This is a genomic window from Achromobacter xylosoxidans A8, from assembly GCF_000165835.1.
In the GTDB taxonomy this organism is placed as follows: Bacteria; Pseudomonadota; Gammaproteobacteria; order Burkholderiales; family Burkholderiaceae_B; genus Achromobacter; species Achromobacter xylosoxidans_B.
On the sequence record NC_014640.1, the window covers coordinates 3,223,604 to 3,241,296 of the forward strand.

At 67.7% G+C, this 17,693-nt stretch carries 17 protein-coding genes; 10 read left to right on the forward strand and 7 right to left on the reverse strand.

Going from position 1 to position 17,693, the window contains the following annotated elements:
• Position 1: 1 nt before the first annotated feature.
• Genes AXYL_RS14975 through AXYL_RS15000 form a run of 6 tightly spaced genes read right to left on the reverse strand, consistent with a single transcriptional unit; the run spans position 2 to position 6,121 of the window.
• A complete protein-coding gene (locus AXYL_RS14975; protein ID WP_013393649.1) occupies positions 2-973 on the reverse strand; it encodes an ABC transporter permease in 972 nt (323 codons plus the stop codon).
• A 7-nt stretch (positions 974-980) separates the two neighbouring features.
• Positions 981-2,624, reverse strand: coding sequence for an ABC transporter substrate-binding protein (locus AXYL_RS14980; RefSeq protein WP_013393650.1), 1,644 nt, complete (start codon positions 2,622-2,624; stop codon positions 981-983).
• 33 nt (positions 2,625-2,657) lie between these two features.
• Positions 2,658-3,101, reverse strand: a complete 444-nt coding sequence (locus tag AXYL_RS14985) for a PaaI family thioesterase (protein ID WP_013393651.1) — start codon at positions 3,099-3,101, stop codon at positions 2,658-2,660.
• Complete coding sequence (locus AXYL_RS14990) at positions 3,098-4,111, reverse strand: quinone oxidoreductase family protein (RefSeq protein ID WP_013393652.1); 1,014 nt, start codon at positions 4,109-4,111, stop codon at positions 3,098-3,100. Before AXYL_RS14990 ends, AXYL_RS14985 begins: the two co-directional genes overlap by 4 nt.
• A 31-nt stretch (positions 4,112-4,142) precedes the next feature.
• A complete protein-coding gene (locus AXYL_RS14995; protein ID WP_013393653.1) occupies positions 4,143-5,252 on the reverse strand; it encodes a DUF2817 domain-containing protein in 1,110 nt (369 codons plus the stop codon).
• On the reverse strand, positions 5,252-6,121 hold the full coding sequence (locus AXYL_RS15000) for a VOC family protein (RefSeq protein WP_013393654.1): 870 nt from the start codon (positions 6,119-6,121) through the stop codon (positions 5,252-5,254). The genes AXYL_RS14995 and AXYL_RS15000 overlap by 1 nt, the downstream gene beginning before the upstream one ends.
• A gap of 134 nt (positions 6,122-6,255) precedes the next feature.
• Here AXYL_RS15000 and AXYL_RS15005 point away from each other — a divergent pair, with 134 nt between their 5' ends.
• The 10 genes from AXYL_RS15005 (at position 6,256) to AXYL_RS15050 (ending at position 16,268) form a co-directional block, all read left to right on the forward strand.
• Positions 6,256-7,143, forward strand: coding sequence for a hypothetical protein (locus AXYL_RS15005; RefSeq protein ID WP_013393655.1), 888 nt, complete (start codon positions 6,256-6,258; stop codon positions 7,141-7,143).
• Positions 7,140-7,835 (forward strand): hypothetical protein, encoded by a 696-nt coding sequence (locus AXYL_RS15010; protein ID WP_013393656.1) that lies wholly within the window; start codon positions 7,140-7,142, stop codon positions 7,833-7,835. The genes AXYL_RS15005 and AXYL_RS15010 overlap by 4 nt, the downstream gene beginning before the upstream one ends.
• A gap of 197 nt (positions 7,836-8,032) precedes the next feature.
• The gene (locus AXYL_RS15015; RefSeq protein WP_013393657.1) at positions 8,033-8,869 is read left to right on the forward strand and encodes a transporter substrate-binding domain-containing protein; all 837 of its coding nucleotides are present in this window, start codon (positions 8,033-8,035) and stop codon (positions 8,867-8,869) included.
• Positions 8,870-8,882: 13 nt separating this feature from the next.
• On the forward strand, positions 8,883-9,620 hold the full coding sequence (locus tag AXYL_RS15020) for an amino acid ABC transporter permease (RefSeq protein ID WP_013393658.1): 738 nt from the start codon (positions 8,883-8,885) through the stop codon (positions 9,618-9,620).
• On the forward strand, positions 9,610-10,419 hold the full coding sequence (locus tag AXYL_RS15025; RefSeq protein WP_013393659.1) for an amino acid ABC transporter permease: 810 nt from the start codon (positions 9,610-9,612) through the stop codon (positions 10,417-10,419). Before AXYL_RS15020 ends, AXYL_RS15025 begins: the two co-directional genes overlap by 11 nt.
• Positions 10,406-11,257, forward strand: coding sequence for an amino acid ABC transporter ATP-binding protein (locus AXYL_RS15030; RefSeq protein ID WP_013393660.1), 852 nt, complete (start codon positions 10,406-10,408; stop codon positions 11,255-11,257). Before AXYL_RS15025 ends, AXYL_RS15030 begins: the two co-directional genes overlap by 14 nt.
• 62 nt (positions 11,258-11,319) lie before the next feature.
• Positions 11,320-12,534: a cystathionine beta-lyase gene (gene metC, locus AXYL_RS15035; RefSeq protein WP_013393661.1), complete on the forward strand. Its 1,215-nt coding sequence runs from the start codon at positions 11,320-11,322 to the stop codon at positions 12,532-12,534.
• 122 nt (positions 12,535-12,656) lie between these two features.
• Positions 12,657-13,007, forward strand: coding sequence for a VOC family protein (locus AXYL_RS15040; RefSeq protein ID WP_013393662.1), 351 nt, complete (start codon positions 12,657-12,659; stop codon positions 13,005-13,007).
• An 8-nt stretch (positions 13,008-13,015) separates the two neighbouring features.
• Positions 13,016-13,945: a CysB family HTH-type transcriptional regulator gene (locus AXYL_RS15045; RefSeq protein WP_013393663.1), complete on the forward strand. Its 930-nt coding sequence runs from the start codon at positions 13,016-13,018 to the stop codon at positions 13,943-13,945.
• 118 nt (positions 13,946-14,063) lie between these two features.
• On the forward strand, positions 14,064-16,268 hold the full coding sequence (locus AXYL_RS15050) for a rhodanese-like domain-containing protein (RefSeq protein WP_013393664.1): 2,205 nt from the start codon (positions 14,064-14,066) through the stop codon (positions 16,266-16,268).
• 25 nt (positions 16,269-16,293) lie between these two features.
• Here the strand turns inward: AXYL_RS15050 and AXYL_RS15055 are convergent, their stop codons facing one another.
• Positions 16,294-17,673 (reverse strand): hypothetical protein, encoded by a 1,380-nt coding sequence (locus tag AXYL_RS15055; protein ID WP_013393665.1) that lies wholly within the window; start codon positions 17,671-17,673, stop codon positions 16,294-16,296.
• Positions 17,674-17,693: the final 20 nt, after the last annotated feature.

Below are 17,693 nucleotides of genomic sequence, written 5' to 3' on the forward strand. Positions count from 1 at the left end.
GTCAGGCAGCCTTGATGCGCGGGTCCAGCCGCGTGTAGATCAGGTCGACGGCGATATTGGCGATGATCACCACGAAGGAGCTGAGCACCAGGATGCCCAGGACCACGGGATAGTTGCGGCTCATGACGCTGTCGAACAGCACCGCGCCTATGCCGGGCCAGCTGAACACGGCTTCGACTACGATACTGCCGCCCAGCACCGCGCCCAATTGCAGGCCCAGCAGCGTGACGATGGGCAGGAAGGCGTTGCGCAGCACATGACGCAGCACCACGGCGCTGCGTGTCAGCCCCTTGGCGTAGGCGGTGCGCACGAAGTCCATGCGGCTGACTTCCAGCATCGAGGCGCGCATCACGCGGGCATAGGCGGCGGAATAGAACAGGCCCAGCGCCAGCGCCGGCAACGCCAAGTGATGCAGCACGTCCAGCGCCTGGCGCCAGGCGCCGCCGGCCAGGCCGATGGTGACCATGCCGCCCACCGGAAACCAGCCCAGCTTGACCGAGAACAGCACGATCAGCATGATGCCCAGCCAGAAGCTGGGCGCGGCAAAGCACAGCACCGCGAACACCGACACGGCGCTGTCCCACCAGGTGTTGACCTTGACGGCCGACACGATGCCGGCCGCCATGCCCACCAGCACCGCGATGGCGAGGCTCGCGCCCATGAGCAGCAGCGTGGCCGGCAGGTGGGCGAGGATCACGTCCAGCACCGGCAGGTTGTGGCGGTAGGAATAGCCCAGGTCGCCGCGCGCCACCGAGCCTATGTACTTCAGCAGCTGAACTGCGGGCGGCTGGTCCATGCCGTAGGTCACGCGCAGGCGCTCGATGAGCGCCGGATCGGTGACCTGCTGCTCGGCCGTCATCACGTCCAGGAAGGTGCCGGGCACGGATTGGATGAGCGCGAAGTTCAGCACCACCACGCCCAGCAGCAGCGGCACGGCCTGGGCCAGTCGGCGCAAGATCAGTCGGATCGGCATGCGCGCCTCAGGCCTGCAGCCACACGTCGGCCAGGCTCTCGCCCTGGACGTTGGCGCCGGTGGTGAAGTTGCGCACGTTTTTTCCGGCCAGCGTGAACGACTGGATTTCCACCAGCGGCACATGGGGCACGTCGGTGGACGCCAGCCGGGCGAACTGGTGCGCCAGCGCGCGGCGCGCTTCCGGGGCGGTTTCCTGGGTCAGCTTGGCCACCAGCGCGTCCATTTCGGGGCTGGAGTAGCCCGTGGCGTTGCGGAAAGCGGCGCCCTTGACGATGCCGTCGGTGGTGTAGAACTGGGTCACCGTGGGCACCAGCTCCAGCGGCGCCGTGAAGTTGGAGACCGCGATGTCGTAGTCGTAGTCGCCATAGATGCGCTTGAGCGCCGTGGCGCGGTCCACGGAATCCAGCTTGACCTCGATGCCCACGTCTTGCAGCGCCTGCTTCAGGTATTGGCCGAGCTTGGCGTTTTCTTCGAACCAGGCGGCGGCCACCAGGTTCACGGTGAAGCGCTTGCCGTCCTTGAGCGGCAGGCCGGCGGCGTCCAGCAGCGCGGCGGCCTTTTTCGGATCGAATGGATAGCGCGGCACGTCCTCGGTGTAGAACAGCGGGTTGCTGCTGAAGACGGGGGCAATGGCGGGCTTGCCGCGGCCGTAGTAGATGGTGTCGACGATGAACTGGCGGTCGATCGCGTGCAGGATGGCCTGGCGCACCTCGCGGCGGTTGACGATGTCGCGGCGCTGGTTGAATTCGGCGGTCACGGTCCAGGCCGAGTTCTGGTAGCCGCGGGTGTCGACCACCACCTTGCCGGTCTTGAGCAGGCGGTCGATGTCGCGCCCCGGCACGGGATTGGAATAGGCCAGGCCCAGCTCGCCGGTCTCCAGCGCGGCGCCGCGGGTGGCAGGGTCGCCCCACCAGCGGATGATGAGGCGGTCCAGGTTGGGCTGGCCTGCATTCCAGTAGCTGTCATTGCGCAGGTATTCGACGTGGCTGCCGCGCACCCACTTGCCGTACTTCCAGGGGCCGGTGCCGACCGGCGTGTTGTTCAACGGGTTGGTGATGATGTCGCGGCCGTCGTACAGGTGCTTGGGCAGCAGCAGCTGGAACTGGCCGGCCAGCGTGGACTTCAAGAAGAATTCTGGCACTGGCGCGTCGAAGTTCAGCACCACGGTCAGCGGATCGGTGGCGGTGGCGCCGGTCAGCGATTTGAGTGCGATGCCGGCGGAAATCGGCTTCCAGTGCTGCAGCACGTTGTAGACCACGTCGGCGGATGTGAAGGGCGCGCCGTCATGCCAGGTGACGCCTTCGCGCAGCTTGAGGGTGTAGCTGCGGAAGTCCGCCGCGGGCGTGACGGACAGGGCCAGCGCGGGCTGGAACTTCAGGTCGGCGTCCAGCTTCAGCAGGCGTTCCAGGATCTTGGTCGCGGTCTGGAACGGGCTGGACCCGCCGCCGCCCGGCACGAACAGGGCTTGCGGTTCCAGGCCGCCCCAGCTTGCCACCAGCGTGCCGCCCTTGCGGGCGGGGCCGGCATCGGCGCCGGGTTGGGAAGTCGCGGCCAGCAGCGCCTGTGGCGCGATACCCAGGCCGGCGGCCAGGCCGCCGGCGGCGCTGCGGGTCAGGAAGGCGCGCCGTCCGGGGCGCTGCGCAGTAGTCATGATGTGTGTCCTTGCGTTCGGATGAGAGTCCGCTCAGCCCTGGCTGAGCGTGGCGTAGGTGGCGCGGCCGATGGCCACCAGCGCGCCCTGGTCGTTGTAGAGGTCGACGTCGGCCACGCCCACGCTGCGGCCGTTGCGGCGCACCCGGGCCACGGCGGTCAGCGCGGTGTTGACGGCGGGGCGCAGATAGTCGACGCGGAAGTTGATGGTCGGCAGGCCACGGCCCAGCAACATGCCCACGGCGAAATCGCCCACGGTATCGATCACCGCGGCCAGCGGGCCGCCATGCCATTGGCCGCTGGCCGCGCCGCGCTCGAATTCCGGGCGCATGGGGGCCAGTACGGTCAGCTCGCCTTGTTCGTGATTGACGTCGCGCACCGACAGGCCGAGCCAGGCGATGAACGGCGAATCGTCGAACTTGGCCTGAATGGCGGCGGCGTCCAGGGTGGCGGCGGGCGCCTTCGGGTTGGCGCTCATGCCGACACCAGTACTTTGCCGACGATCTTGCGATCCTCCAGCGAAGCCAGCGCTTGTGCGCCTTGTTCCAGCGGCCATTTGCGGTCCACGTGGACGCGCAGCCGGCCGTCGCGCACCAGCGCCAGCAGCTCGTGCAGGTCTTCGCGTTCCCAGCCGTTGGAGCCGCGGATCTGCAGCTCGAAGGTCCAGATGTAGCGCAGGTCTTCCTTGGGATCGAAGCCCGCGGTGGCGCCGCAGGTCAGCAGGCGGCCCCCCAGGCGCAGGCAGCGCAACGATTTGACCCAGGTGTCGCCGCCCGTGAAGTTGACCACCACGTCGACGCCGCCGGGTTTGCCGCCGCGGCGGCGCGACGGCTTGCCGAAACGCTCCTGGACCGCCTTGAGAAAGTCTTCCTCGGTGTACAGGATGATGTGGTCGGCGCCCAGGGCGCGCAGCGCCTCGGCCTTTTCGGGGCTGCCGGCGCAGGCGATGACTTCGGCGCCGGCCAGCTTGGCCAATTGCACGGCGCACACGCCCACGCCGCCGCTGGCGCCCAGGATCAGGACTTTTTCGCCGGGCTGGACCTGGCCGATGCGGTTCATCATGCGCAGAGCGGTGCCGTAGGCCACGGGCAGCGCCGCGGCCTGGTCAAAGCTGACTTCGTCGGGCAGGCGCAGCAGCTGGTGCGCCGGCACGCGGCACAGCTCAGCCAGGCCGCCGTGGATGGTCTCGCCCACCAGGCCGCCGTCGACGCGGTCTATCGGGTCGACCAGCACGCGGTCGCCGGCCTTCCAGTCGCGCACGTTGGCGCCGGTGTGTACCACCACGCCCGCCACGTCCAGGCCGATGATCACGGGAAAGGGCAGTTTGATGCCGGGCATGCCGCGGCGGGTGAACACGTCGTGGTAGTTCAGGGACGAGGCGCCGACGCGGATGACCACGTCATCGGGACCGGCAACGGGATCGGGGAATTCGGTTTCCAGGCGCAGCTTGTCGCTGCCGCCGTGTTCACGCAAAACAATGGCTTTCATGAGTGTCTTGAAGTGTGGATAAGGGAAAGAATCACCACGCGGCCAGGCCGGCGATGGCCTGACGCGTGATTTGCAGGCCATGGGCCACCACATTGCGGCGCCAGACGCTGGATACGGGAACGAAGGCATCGACCAGGTCCGCGCGGAACTGTGCATCGCGCGCCGCGTCTGGCGTGGCGGGGGCCTTGAAGCGCAGCCATTGGTCCAGCCTCAGGGCCGGCCGCATTTGCAAGCCGCGCGTGCCGAACTCGACCACCGCGCCGGCCAGCGGCCGCGCGCCCAGGGCCTGCTGCACGCCGCGGAACACCAGGCCCTGGTAGTCAGGACGGGCCAGGCCGTGCGGGCGCTGTCCCAGCACGCGGTCCGCGCCCCACCAGGCCGCGGCCTGCGCCTGTTCCGCGCTGCCGTCGGGGTTGAAGCACAGGAAGAAGGGTTCACCGTATTCACCTATGCCGGTATGCCAGTCGATGAAGGCCACGCGCTTGCTTGCGCCCAGGTGTTCGTCGACGATGCGGCGCAGCGTGCGGTTGGACCATTCGGGACCGTTGCCGCCGTAGACCAGGCCGTCCGGATGCGTGTATTGGCCGCTGGCCGTCACGTTGAACAGCGCATCCGCGCCATGTTGCTGGCGAAAGCTCTCGAGCGCGTCGGCGCCGGCATCGAGCGAGGCTTCCGTCCAATACTGCGGAATCAAGTGTGGATGCAGGGTGGCGTAATGCGGGTTGGCGGGTGCGGGCCGGGTATGGTCGATAAAGTTGCGGTTCAGGTCGACGTTGTTTTCGGTCGTGCGCGTGTCATGCGCGTAGCCATAGGGATTCAGCGCATGCACCAGCACCACGTTGACCCCGTCCGGCAAGGGCAGGCCGCCGTCCGCCTGCAACCAGGCCAGCTGCACCGCCGAGCCGGCGGCGCCTTCCAGGCCGTGGGTGCCGCTGATGGCCAGATGGCTGCGGGCAGCGGTTGGGCTGCCCAGCACCGCCACGTCCACCGTCAGCGGCCGGCCTTGCGGATCCTTGGCGGTGGGGTGCTCGTGGCGTGAGAGCGCGGCGCCACATGCGGCGGCCACGGCTACGAAGGCCTCGCGCGCCGCCGCGTAGCCGGTGGCAAAGCAATCCCAGTAGTCGGGCAGGGGCTGGCCCATCATGCCTCCTGCACGAAGACTTGCAGCGCGCCCGCGGCATGCTCGGGCGCCACCGCCAGTTCGCCTTGCGCGTTGGCGCGGTAGGGGACCTGTCTGCTGTCGAGCCACGCGCGCGTCTGTCCGATATCGCGCACGCCGATGACGGAGCCTGCGAACCAGCCGCCCTGGCTGCTGGCGGGCAAGCCCGCCGGTACGCGCACATGGGGAAAGCGCTGTTCGAAGGCGGCGGGAGCAAGAAAGTCGATGCGCAGGCTGCCGCGCCGCACTTGCAGGCCTTGGTCCGGAAGCTCGCTGATGGCAATGGGGCCGAGTACGCGTTCATACGCGGGGCGCAGGGCTTGCGGTTCGGGATGCACGGCGATCAGCGATTCGATGCGACGCGCGCCATTGGCATGGTCCTGCCATTCGGGGCGGTACACCAGATGACGCGTGAGATGGCCGCAGGTGAAGAAGTCCGGCACAGTGAACAGGCCGGCGGGAAACTGGGTGTTGTTCCAGGCCGCGTCCTCGCTGCCTTGCGGCAGGTGCACCGGACGGCCGCCACGCTGAGGCGGCTCGGCTGCTATGCCCAAGCGGGCCAGCTCGGCGTGCACGGCGGTGCTGTCGGTGGTTTGCAGCGCAACGGATACCGGACCTTCGTAGGTGTCGTCGAAGCCGGCAAAGCGCGACTGGTCGCGCAGTTCCGGCGGAAAGGCCAGCAGTTCCAGGTAATTCGCGTCCAGGATCAGCGTCTGGTTGCGCGTGCCGCGGTGGTGCCGGCCTTGCGGCGCCAGGGCGAATCCCAAATTCTGGTATTGCTCGGTTGCGGCCTGCAGGTCATGCACCCGGATGATGTAGTGGTCCAGTCCGGTGACTGAGGGTAGGGACATCGCGTTTCCTGATTTGGCTTGACGGAAACAGGCAGTCTGGCCGATGCGAAGTCGGGCCAGAACGATTGAATTCGCATGTGGATATCTGTTTTCTGACGAGGGGTTCCGCGTGGCGATAGAATGCGGACTCCGAGATGCGTCCTGCCAGCAAGAAATCCGTGCCTGTTGCCCGTTCACCCGCCAGATACCGCGCCAAAGCCCCCGCCAGCATTGCGCTGGCGCTCGCATTGCTGATGGCTGGCGTCGCGCAGGCGCAGGGCGCGGCGCCCACGACGGGCAAGGTCAGCGAGGCCATGGGCGATTTCCGGATCGAAGGATATGAGGGGTCGCGGCTGCGGCAGATCAAATTCCGCGACAGGACGTACCGGCCTCTGAACGCCTACGAGTTCATTCACGTGCGGGCGTTGGGCCCGACGATGGGCGGCCAGCCGGTGCTGCTGGCCGTGTCGAACGATTTCATGGGGGTGGGCACGATCTTGATCGCGGTGCAGAACGGCACGCCGCTGGCGCGCGTGCTGAGCCCCGCCATCGACATTCGCGATCCCGATCTGGGCCTGCCGCAGCCCGACCGGCAGGACGTGCTGCTGTTTACGGCAGGCTCGCGCGCGCTGGTGACGTCGACCGGGCAGGTGCTGTGGTTCGAACACCTGCTGCCCAAGGAATACCAGGCGTCGGGAGGCATGCTGGTGTCGGTATCGCCGGACAATGGCAGCGGCGCCTTGCTGCTGGACAACGAGATCCGTCTGAGCAAGGCGGACGACGGAGTCTACGCGCGCGTGCCCTTCACCAAGGCGATGCAGGGCAAGGCCTTCAAGCCGCTGTGGGACGAGAGCTACGCGGCTGCGCGCAAGACGCATGGCGAGGGACGGCGCATCGATCAGCGCCGTCTGTACGACAATCTGAAAGCCGAATGGATCAACCGGAATTTCCGCTGGCACAAGACCGCGCAAGGCTGGCAACTGCGGGGGCAGGGGCTGGATTCATCGCCAGTCTTGGCACAGGAACGCGGAGAGGTCCGATGATGGCGCGCGCCACGTTCCGGCGGGCTGCGAGAAGCGCATCGCGCTTGGCGGCGCCGGCGCTGCTGGCGGGGCTGATGGCGGGGTGCGCGACGCAACCTGATGTTTTTGAAAAGCACCTGCGCAGCGAAGACGCGAACCCGGCGGACGCCGCGCTGACGCTGGACGTTACCTTCGCCCGCGCGCCCGACCATGATCCCAAGTCGAACGTCTACGGCGGCGCCGCGCAGCGTGTCGAGTATTCGGGCTATCCCAGTATCGACGTGCCCTTCTATCGGAAGGGCCTGGGTTTCGAGCTGGGCGTGCTGGGGGATCCGCGGGCCTTGCTGGCATTGCCGTATCCCTCGCCCAAGGTCGATGCGTCCACGGTCAAGCTGAAGATCTTCGGCCAGCGCCTGGATGCCAGGCACTATCGTTTCCTGGTCCTGCCACGGGCCGGATGGCGCAGCCTGGACAGCTTCCAGGTGTCGTTTGCCATCAACGGCCGGCGCGAGGGCATGACGTTCGCCTATAGCGCACAGGCCACCTGCGATAGCAGCTTCGACGTGACGACGCCCACCTATGGCTTCGGCATGTCGGTCTCGGCGAGTTTTCCCGGCGGCAAGCCGGGCTGCCTGAAGGCTTGCGACGCGCGGCCGGGCTACCCGGGGCATTGCGCGTTCTTTTCTGGCTTCGAGACCGTACCCGGCCTGTAGCGCCGGTGCTCCACCCCGCCGCAGTTTCTGCCGAACCCGCGGCGGTGTGCGCTGCCTCGCCGTCGAGCATGGTCGCGCCGGTGGACTTCGAGCGGAATTGGGTGGCTCGCATATTCATATCTGAAAGTCTTCTTTGCCGTGGCGTGCATGGGCACGCAGCATGGAGGTCCGTTCACAGCTCTCCAATCGATAACGACATGGCAACTCGCAAGACACCGGGCGGCGCCCGCATCGCAATTTCCCTGGCGCTGGCCTTAGGCGCCGGAGCGGCGCAGGCCGACGCCACCTTGGACAAGGTCAAGGAACGCGGCACCATCACCATAGGCGTGCTGGCCAATGGCGGCGTGTTCGGCTCGCTGGATCCGGCCACGCAGCAGCTGGTGGGCTGGAATCCGGAGCTGGCGCGCGAGCTGGCCAAGGATCTGGGCGTGAAGGCGGAACTGGTGCAGGTGCAGACCGCCACGCGCACGCAGTTCCTGATTTCCGGCAAGGTCGACCTGCTGATCGCGTCCATGGAACTGAACCCCGAACGCGCCGAGATCCTGGGCTATGCGCCCACGCCTTTCTTCCGGGTGGGCGGCGCCGCGGCCACACTCAAGACCAGCGGCATCGCCAAATGGGAAGACCTGCGCGGCAAGCCCGTATGCGTGTCGCAGGGCAGCAGCTTCGCGCGGCCCCTGTCGACGGATTATGGCGCGGTGGTCAAGGGCTACAAGAGCTCGTCGGATTCGCTATTGGCGCTGCGCGGCGGCCAGTGCGTCGCGGCCGTGCACGACTCGACTCTGATCCAGCCCTTGCTGCGCAGCAACCCGGAATGGAAGGACTACCACGCGCCCATTGCCACCGAGGTGCTGCCGGCCAACTCGGTGGTCTGGACCCGCAAGGGCGAAACCGACACCATCGCCGCCGTGGACAAGGTGGTGCAGGACTGGCACCGCAAGGGCTGGCTGATCGCCACGGAAACGCGTCTGGGCATCGCGCCGCCGCAGCCGCTGCTGCAGGAACTGCACGCGAAGTACAAGCAGGGCAATTGAGGCGGGCCGGGGCATGTTCGAGTCGGCATTGAGCGCCTGGGTCGGCTTCTTCAAGCCCCTGGGCCTGAACTACAGCTTCGTGCTGGATGCGGGCGAGCTGTCCGCCTTCGGCCGCGGGCTGCTGGTCACGCTGCAGCTGTGCGCGTGGACCATCCCGGCCAGCCTGCTGTGCGGCGTCCTGATCGCCGCGGGCCTGACCAGCGGCCGCGCCTGGCTGGCCCGGCCGCTGCAGGCCTTCGTGGAGGTCACGCGCAATACGCCCACGTTGGTGCAGCTGTACTGCGCCTTCCTGGTGCTGAACATGCTGATCACGCAAAAGCTGGGCGGCGGCAGTCCGATAGCGCCGTTCGCGTGGGTGGTGATCGTGGTGGCGCTGCACAAGGGGGTGTTCCATGCCGAGGCCCTGCGCGCAGGCATCGAAGCGGTGCCCGCGGTGACGATGGAGGCGGCGCGCTCGCTGGCGTTTTCGCGGCGCCAGATCCTGACCCAGGTGCAGTTGCCGCTGGCGCTGCGCTTTGCCTTGCCGGCGCTGGTCAACAACCTGGTGGACCTGGTGAAGATGACCGCCATCGCTTCCGCTATCGCAGTGGGCGACGTGACCTATGAATCCATCATGATCTGGTCGTATCGGGACAACGTGCTGGAACTGTTGCTGCTCATCCTGCTGTACTTCGGCCTGCTGACCTGGCTGGTTGGCGTGGGCGGGAGATGGCTGGAAGCGCGTTTGAGGATGCCGGGCTATGGGCAATGATCTGGCCTTGCAGGCGGGGGCGGCGGGGCGCCGGCTGCCGGCGGCTTTACGCGATCCCTGGCTGGCAGTGTTCCTGGCGCTGGCGGCCCTTAATCTGGCCTGGGCGGCCACCGGCACGGCGCCGGCCGCGGTGCGGACCCTGTGGCAGTGGTCGCCCGCCTTGTTGCGCGGGCTGGCGATGAACATTCAGATCAGCGTGCTGGCCATGGCCTTGGGCACGCTGGCGGGGCTGGTGGTGGGCGCGCTATCGCTGTCGCCGTCGCCGTTGCTGCGCCGGCTGACGCGCGCCTACGTGCTGCTGTTTCGCAATGCGCCCATCCTGGTGCTGGTGTACTTCACCACCTATGTGTTTCCTTTCGAGCTGAGGCTGGGCGGATGGAATCTGCCGTTTCCGGACTGGATCAAGGTGGTCATCGGCCTGGGCCTGCCGGCCAGCGCCAACGTGGCCGAGATTTTCCGCGGCGCGATCCAGTCCATCCCCAGCGCGCAATGGGAGGCCGCGCAATCGCTGGCGTTCCGGCGCTCGCAGATCTTCCGCATGATCGTGCTGCCGCAATGCCTGCGGCGGATGCTGCCGTCCTGGATGAATCTGTATGCCAGCATCACCATGAGCACCTCGCTGGCCTCGCTGGTGGGCGTGCACGATCTGGTCGACGCGGCCACGGTGGCCAGCAACACCGTATCGCGCACCGACTTCACGATACTGGTCTATTTCACGCTATTGGCGCTGTTCTTCGCCTATTGCTATCCCATCGCGCGCTGGACGCGCTATCTGGAAAGACGCCATGAGCATTATTGAGTTCGAGGCGCACGCCGTCGCCCAGACGCCGCTGGTCAGCCTGCAGGACGTGCATCTGGCCTTTGGCCAGACCGAGGTGCTCAAGGGCATGGACGTCGAGGTCCAGCAGGGCCAGGCCGTGTCAATCATCGGGCCTTCCGGTTCGGGCAAGTCCACCATCCTGCGCTGCATGACCGGACTGCTGCGGCCGCAGCGCGGCCGCATCCAGGTCGGCGGTGTGCGCGTCGATGCCTTGAAGACGGAGGCCGAACTGATCGGCTTGCGCAAGCGCGTGGGCTTCGTGTTCCAGCAATACAACCTGTTCCCGCATCTGAGCGTGCTGCAGAACTTGACGATCTCGCGCATCAAGGTGGCCGGCCTGCCGCGGGCGCAGGCCGAGGCGCGGGCGCACGAGCTGCTGGCCAAGGTGCGGATGGAGCATAAGGCGCACGCCTATCCCGGCGAACTGTCCGGCGGCCAGCAGCAGCGCGTGGCGATTGCGCGCGCGCTGGCGTTGCAGCCGGAGTTGATCCTGTTCGATGAAGTGACGTCCGCGCTGGATCCAGAGATGGTCGGTGAAGTCCTGACCGTGATCCGCGAACTGGTGCAGGACGGCCTGACCTGCGTGCTGGTGACGCATGAGATGCGCTTTGCCGAAGAGGTCAGCGACATCGTGTATTTCACCGAGGCCGGTCGCATCGTCGAGTCCGGGCCACCGGCGCGCCTGTTCGGAAAGCCGTCCAGCGAGCGCACCCGCGCCTTCCTGCAACGCGCGGTCGGCGCGGCGCCGCCGCGGGACAGCGTCGCCGATCCCATACAGGCTTACCTGAATTTCGATCCGCTGCGCCTGGCAGTGTGAACCATGATGGAGTTGCACATGACTTTCGTATCCCTGACCTGCAACCGTGCCGAGGTGCGCGCATGAACCTGGCAGACGTCCGCGTCCAGACCCGGCTGGTGCATGCCGGATCGCCCGAGCTGAAGCAGGGTGCCGGACCGGTGAACGTACCGGTGGTGCGCACCAGCACCGTGCGTTTTGCCGACACGGCCGCGCAAGCGGCCCTGGGCCGGCAACGTGCCGCTGGCGAGCGGGTGGCGACCTACGGCCGCCATGGCCTGGATACCCATCAGGCGCTGGAAGAGGCGGTGGCCTCGCTGGAAGGCGGCTATCGCACCTTGTTGGCGCCTTCTGGGCTGTCGGCCATTGTGCTGGTGCTGTTGGCGACGTTGGCGCCGGGGGACCACGCGCTGGTGGCAGACAGCGTCTACTCGCCGGTGCGCAAGGTAGACCGTGCGCTGCTGCAGCGCTTTGGGATCGAGGTGGAGTATTTTTCCGCCACGCACGACGAACTGGAGCCGCTGATCCGCCCCAACACACGCCTGCTGTATCTGGAGTCGCCCAGCTCGCTCTTGTTCGAGGTGCTGGACCTGCCGGCGTTGGCGGCCGTGGCGCGGCGCCATGGCGTGCTTGTGGCGGCGGACAATACCTGGAGCGGCGGCCTGTACTACCAGCCGCTGGCGCTGGGGGCGCACATTTCCATCCAGGCGGCGACCAAGTATCTGGCGGGGCATTCCGACGTGATGATGGGCGTGGTTACCGTGGACGGTCCGGAGCTGGCCCGGCAAGTCGCCGCCGCCCACGACGCCCTGGGCTTGTCGGTGGGCGCGGACGACGCCTACCTGACCTTGCGTGGCCTGCGCACGTTGGACGTGCGGCTTGCGCGGCACCATAAGAACGCGCTTGCCGTGGCCGGATATCTGGCGCGGCATGAAGACGTCGCAAGCGTCTATTACCCGGCGCTGGAGCAAGACCCGGGACATGCGCTGTGGAGGCGGGATTTCAGCGGCGCCAGCGGCCTGGTGTCGTTCGCCTTCCGGCATTCCGATGCCACGGCCGCGGCGCGCTTCATCGATGCCTTGCGCTATTTTTCCATTGGCGCTTCCTGGGGCGGCTACGAAAGCCTGGCGCTGGAGGCCGCGCCCGAGCGCCTGGCCGAGCACCGCTATTGGCAGGACGGCGCGCAGACGCAATCGGTGGTGCGCCTGCACGTCGGGCTGGAAAGTCCGCTGGACCTGATCGCCGACCTGGAGCGCGCTTTCGCGGCCACGCGCGAGGCTTTGCGGCGCAGCGCCTGATGCATATGCAAATGAGCGGTTTTCTTTAGGGTTTCCGGCTATGTAGAAGCAACATATACCTCTTTGTCCGTTGGTACCCGCGACCACTAGAATTTGCCCTGTTCCATGTTTGGCGGCAGGGCATGTCTACTATTCTTTCCATCGGATCGGTGCAACTTCCTTTTCTTGCTCAACGGCAGGAAGCGGTACGCGAGTTCTATCGGCATGTCATCGGCTTGGAGGAGGTGGCCGGGGCCGGCGGCCAGCGCTTGTTGTTCGCGTTGGGCGAGGCGACCTTGTCGCTGTCTCCGGTGGACGAGGTCAGCCGCGAGGTCAGGCCCGACTATCTGGCGCTGAAGACCCGCGCCTACGACGACATCCTGGCGCGGCTGCGCCTGGCGGGTCTCCATCCGGTCTGTTCCTTGCCCGATGCCGAGCCTCGCGTGATGTACGTGAAAGATCCGTCAGGCAATCAGCTGGCTTTCCTGGGCTGAGGCGCGCGATGAATTTTCAGCAATTGCGCTCCGTGCGCGAAGCCGTGCGCCAGGATTTCAACCTGACCGACGTGTCCGAAAGCCTGCATACCTCGCAGCCTGGCGTCAGCCGCCAGATCCGCGAGCTCGAGGAAGAGGTGGGCGTGGACATCTTCGTGCGCTCCGGCAAGCGGCTCATAGGCCTGACCCCGCCTGGCGAATTGATCTTGCCGCTGGTCGAGCAGATCCTGCAATGCGCGGACAACATCCGCCACGCAGGCGCGGAATACGCGGACAGCCGGACGGGCGTGCTGTCCATCGCGGCCACCCATTCGCAGGCGCGCTACGCCTTGCCGCCCGTCGTCAAGGAGTTTCGCGAACGCTATCCGGAAGTGGTGCTGCATCTGCATCAGGGTTCGCCCAAGCAGGTTTCCGAAATGCTGCTGGAAGGCGAGGCCGACATCGGCGTGGCGACGGAAGCGGTGGCGGATTATCCGGGGCTGGTCAACTTGCCTTGCTATCGTTGGAGCCACAGCATCATCGTGCCCCGCGGCCACCCGCTGGAACGGCAACAGGACGGTGTCACGCTGTCGCAGCTGTCGCGCCATCCCATCATCACCTATGGGCGCGGCTACACCGGCCGCGCCCATATCGACGAGGCGTTCGCGCGGGCCGGCATCACGCCCGACATCGTCATGACGGCGATGGATGCGGACGTGATCAAGACCTATGTGGAGCTGGGGTTGGGTCTGGGCATCGTGGCCTCGGTGGCCTGGGACGCCGAACGCGACACGCGCCTGTGCGCCATCGACGCCCGCCATCTGTTCGAGATCAATCTGACGCGGCTGGCGATACGGCGCGGCGCGTGGCTGCGCGGCTACGCCTTCCACTTCGTGGAGATGTTCGTGCCCACCCTGACGCGCGAGATCGTCGAACGCGCGCTCAAGGGCGAAGGCTGAGGCAGGCGGCGCAGCGGCCAACGTCCCGCGCATATCCTTAGTTGCATCGCTTCGTTCCCGCCGCCGCGCGGCGCAAGTAGGCTGACCTTTTCTCCCACACGGAATCCAGGGTCATCCCATGAGCACATCTGTACCGCCGCCCGCGGCCGCGAATATTCCCGATCAACGCGCAAAGGCAGTGCGCGAATTCATCGCCCAGGCGCGGCGGCTGGCGCCCGACGCCGCCAGCGCGACGCGCGAACAATTGACCCAAGTGGCAACACTGCTGGAGGCGTTGGGGCGGCGTCGGGAACTGTTCCCGGAAGAGGCGTTCGCCGTGGTCCCCGGCAGGCCGACCGCTATCTACCGACTGGCCGAGGACCTGGACGGCGGCCATGCCTTGTACCTGTCGCTGGGCGCGCCGGGCAAGGCCCAGCCGCCGCATGACCATACGACGTGGGCCATCATCGCCGGCGTGCAAGGCAATGAGCGCAACGAGGTCTATGCGCGCGAACCCAGCGCCGATCCGCTGCGCGACGTGCTGACCCACGTGCAGCGCGTGGATGTGCAGCCGGGCAGCTCCATCGTGCTGGGTCCGCAGGATGTGCATACCATCGAGCTGGTGGGCGACGAGCCCGGCGCGCACCTGCATTTCTATGGGCTGGCGCTGGACCGTCTGCATGGCCGTGTGGTGTTCGAGAGCACCGCGGGCGGCACCTACCGCACGTTCTCGCCGCCTGCCGCGATCTACCACGCGCGCATCTCCGCGCAGGCCCTGCAGGATGAACTGCGCGGCGCGGGCGAGATCGCCTTGCTGGACGTACGCGAGGCCGGCCGCCATGCGCGGCGCCATCTGCTGCATGCCGTGCCCGCGCCCTTGTGGCGCCTGGAGCTCCTGATCGACAGGCTGGCGCCGCGCCGCGATGCGCGCATCGTGCTGATGGACGATGACGAGACGCTGGCGCATCAGGCCGCTGCCAAGCTGGCGCGCCTGGGTTGGACCAATATCTCGGTGCTGGCGGGCGGGACGGACGCGTGGGAGCGGGAAGGGCGCGAGTTGTTCTCCGGCACCAACGTGCCCAGCAAGGCCTTCGGCGAAGTCATCGAACACGAGAAGCGCACTCCCTGGATAGACGTGGACGAACTCGATGAGCGCGTGGCGCGCGGCGACGACATCGTCGTGGTGGACAGCCGCACGCCAGAGGAATTCCACAACTTCACGCTGCCCTTCGCGCACAGCCTGCCCGGAGCGGAACTGGTCTATCGCATCCGCGAACTGGCGCCGGACCCCGCGACGTTCGTGGTGGTGAACTGTGCGGGCCGCACGCGCAGCATCGTAGGCGCGCAGACATTGATCGACGCCGGCATACCCAACCGAGTGGCGTCGCTGCGCAACGGCACCATGGAATGGTTGCTGTCGGGCCGCGAACTGGCCCACGGCAGGCATGCCGCGTTGCCGGAGCCGGGAAATGAGGCGCTGGCGGCGGCGCGCCAGCAGGCGGCCGATGTCGCGCGCCGCGCGGGCATCGCGCACATCGATACGGCCACCTTGCGGGCATTCGAGGCGGAACAGGGCGTGCGTACCCTCTACAGGTTCGATGTGCGCACCCGCGAGGAGTACGAGACCGGCCATCTTGAAGGATGGCGCTGGGCGCCCGGCGGCCAGCTGGTGCAGGCTACGGACGAGTACCTCGCGACGCGCCGCGCCCGCGTGGTGCTGGCGGATTGGGACGGCGTGCGCGCCTTGACCACCGGCGCCTGGCTGGCGCAGCTGGGCGCGGTGGAGGTCTATCTGTACCAACCGCCGGCATCGGCCCCGGTGGTGAGCGGGCCCGAGCCGCGGTGGGTGCTGCGCCACCGGCCTGACGCGGGCGGCCTGCGGCCGCAAGCCTTGCGGGCCGCGCTGGAAAGCGGCCAAGCCGTGCTATTCGACGTCGATTCCGGGGCCGCGTACCAGCGCGGCCATGTGCCGGGTTCGCGGTTCGCGGCGCCCGACCGCGTGGCGGAATTCCTGCCTGAGGATGGCGGGCGGACCATCGTGCTGACTTCCTCGGACGGCGTGCTGGCCAGCGTGGTGGCGGCCGAGCTGGCGTGGCGCAGCCAGCGGCAAGTGCGCTACCTGCTGGGCGGCACGCGCGCCTGGGCGGCTCAGGGCCTGGAATTGGCGCGTGGCGCGCAAGACGTGCTGACCGGGGACGACGACCACAGCATCAGCCCCTATCTGTTCGAGGACCTGGCTGCGCGGGATCAGGGCTTCCGCGACTACCTGGACTGGGAGCTGGGGCTGGTGGCGCAGCTGGAGCGGGAAGGCAGCCAGGACTTCCGGCTGATCGCGCGCGAATGAACTGATGGGCTTGCGGGCGCTGGCCTCAGTGCGCGGCGCCTTCGATCGCCGCCATCAGGTCATCCGGATGCACCATCAGTTCGCGCGCCTGGCATAGCGTCGGGTACTGCTGCAGCACGCCGGTCCATTGCGACGATTCCAGCAGCAGGCGCCAGACCGGCTCCAGTGTTTCCGGGGCCGCCTCCAGTCCCTGCGCCAGGCGGCTGGCGTACTCCAGGCTGGGCTGCGCGGACAGCAGCTGCATGCGGCTGGCGGCGCTGAGCAGGCGGGGAATGGCCTCGGCGGGACCGTCGCAGAAATAAAGCACGCTGGTGTCGAGCCGCGGGCCGTCGGCGGGCAGCGCGCGCAGCGATGCGCCGCGCAAAGGGAACCGGCCCTGGCGCGTGCTGAAGGCATAGTCAGTCTGGGGCCCTGCGTGCGCCAGCAGGCGCAGGCCGCGCAACAGGCGCGGGAAGTCGGTGGCGGCGGCGTCGGCCGAGGCCTTGGCTTCGAGCAGCAGGCACAGATCCCAAGCCGCAGGCGCATTGGCGTCCTCTGTCCTGCGCAGCAGGGCGGCGTCCCATTCGCTTTTGGCGCGTTCGGCGTTGGCGGGCAGCGATGGCGGCACGCGCATGGAGGACACGGCCTGGTAGCTGTCTTGGCCATCGGCGTCGTTGAGGCGGCGGGCCAGGACCTCCAGCGCCTTCAAAGCCTGCGCCTCGACGGCGTCGCCGCGCAGCCGCGATGCGGAGCCCTGGGCGAGGGCGACCGCGCTGCCGGGACTCGGTCCTTGTCGTTCCCACAGCGCGCGGTAGCGGCGCACGTCGGCGTCGGAGGCAAGAACGTCCAGCCGTTGCAGATGCGCCAGCGCAGGACTTGCGAGCAGGCGCTCGAGGATCGCGCAGGTTGCGGCGGGCAGCGCGTCGGCCGGCAGGTTCGTCAGACGGTTAGCGGCTTCCGGCAATGTGGTCCATGATTCGGACGCGGCCGCGGCTTGCAGGGCAGCCATGGCCTCGCGCGCCGCGCCGGCCGGCATGCGCTCGACCTTGGCGGGATGGGCTATGGCGTTGGCGGCGGCGATGACCTCGCGGCGGTCCTGGGCGGCGCGGGCGGCCAGGGAGGCGTACTCGCGCACGGGAGCCAGGCGGTGCCGCAACAGCATGGCCTGGAATACGGGATCGCCGTCGGACTCGCGCATGGCATCGCGGATCAGGCGCGCCAGGGCAAAGAGAAAGGACTGTTTGATGGCGGGCGGCGGCGGGGCGCCGGTTTCAAGCGACAGGCGGGCCTGTTCGATGGCGACGGCCAGCGCGGTGGCGGACGGGGCGCCCTCGACAGGTATTCTGGAAACGGCCGGCACGCGGTAGCGCCGGGCAGTGCGGCGCAGCGTGGCATCGAGCAGGGACAGGGAGGGCGGCTGGGGCATGGCGCCCCAAGCCTACCGCG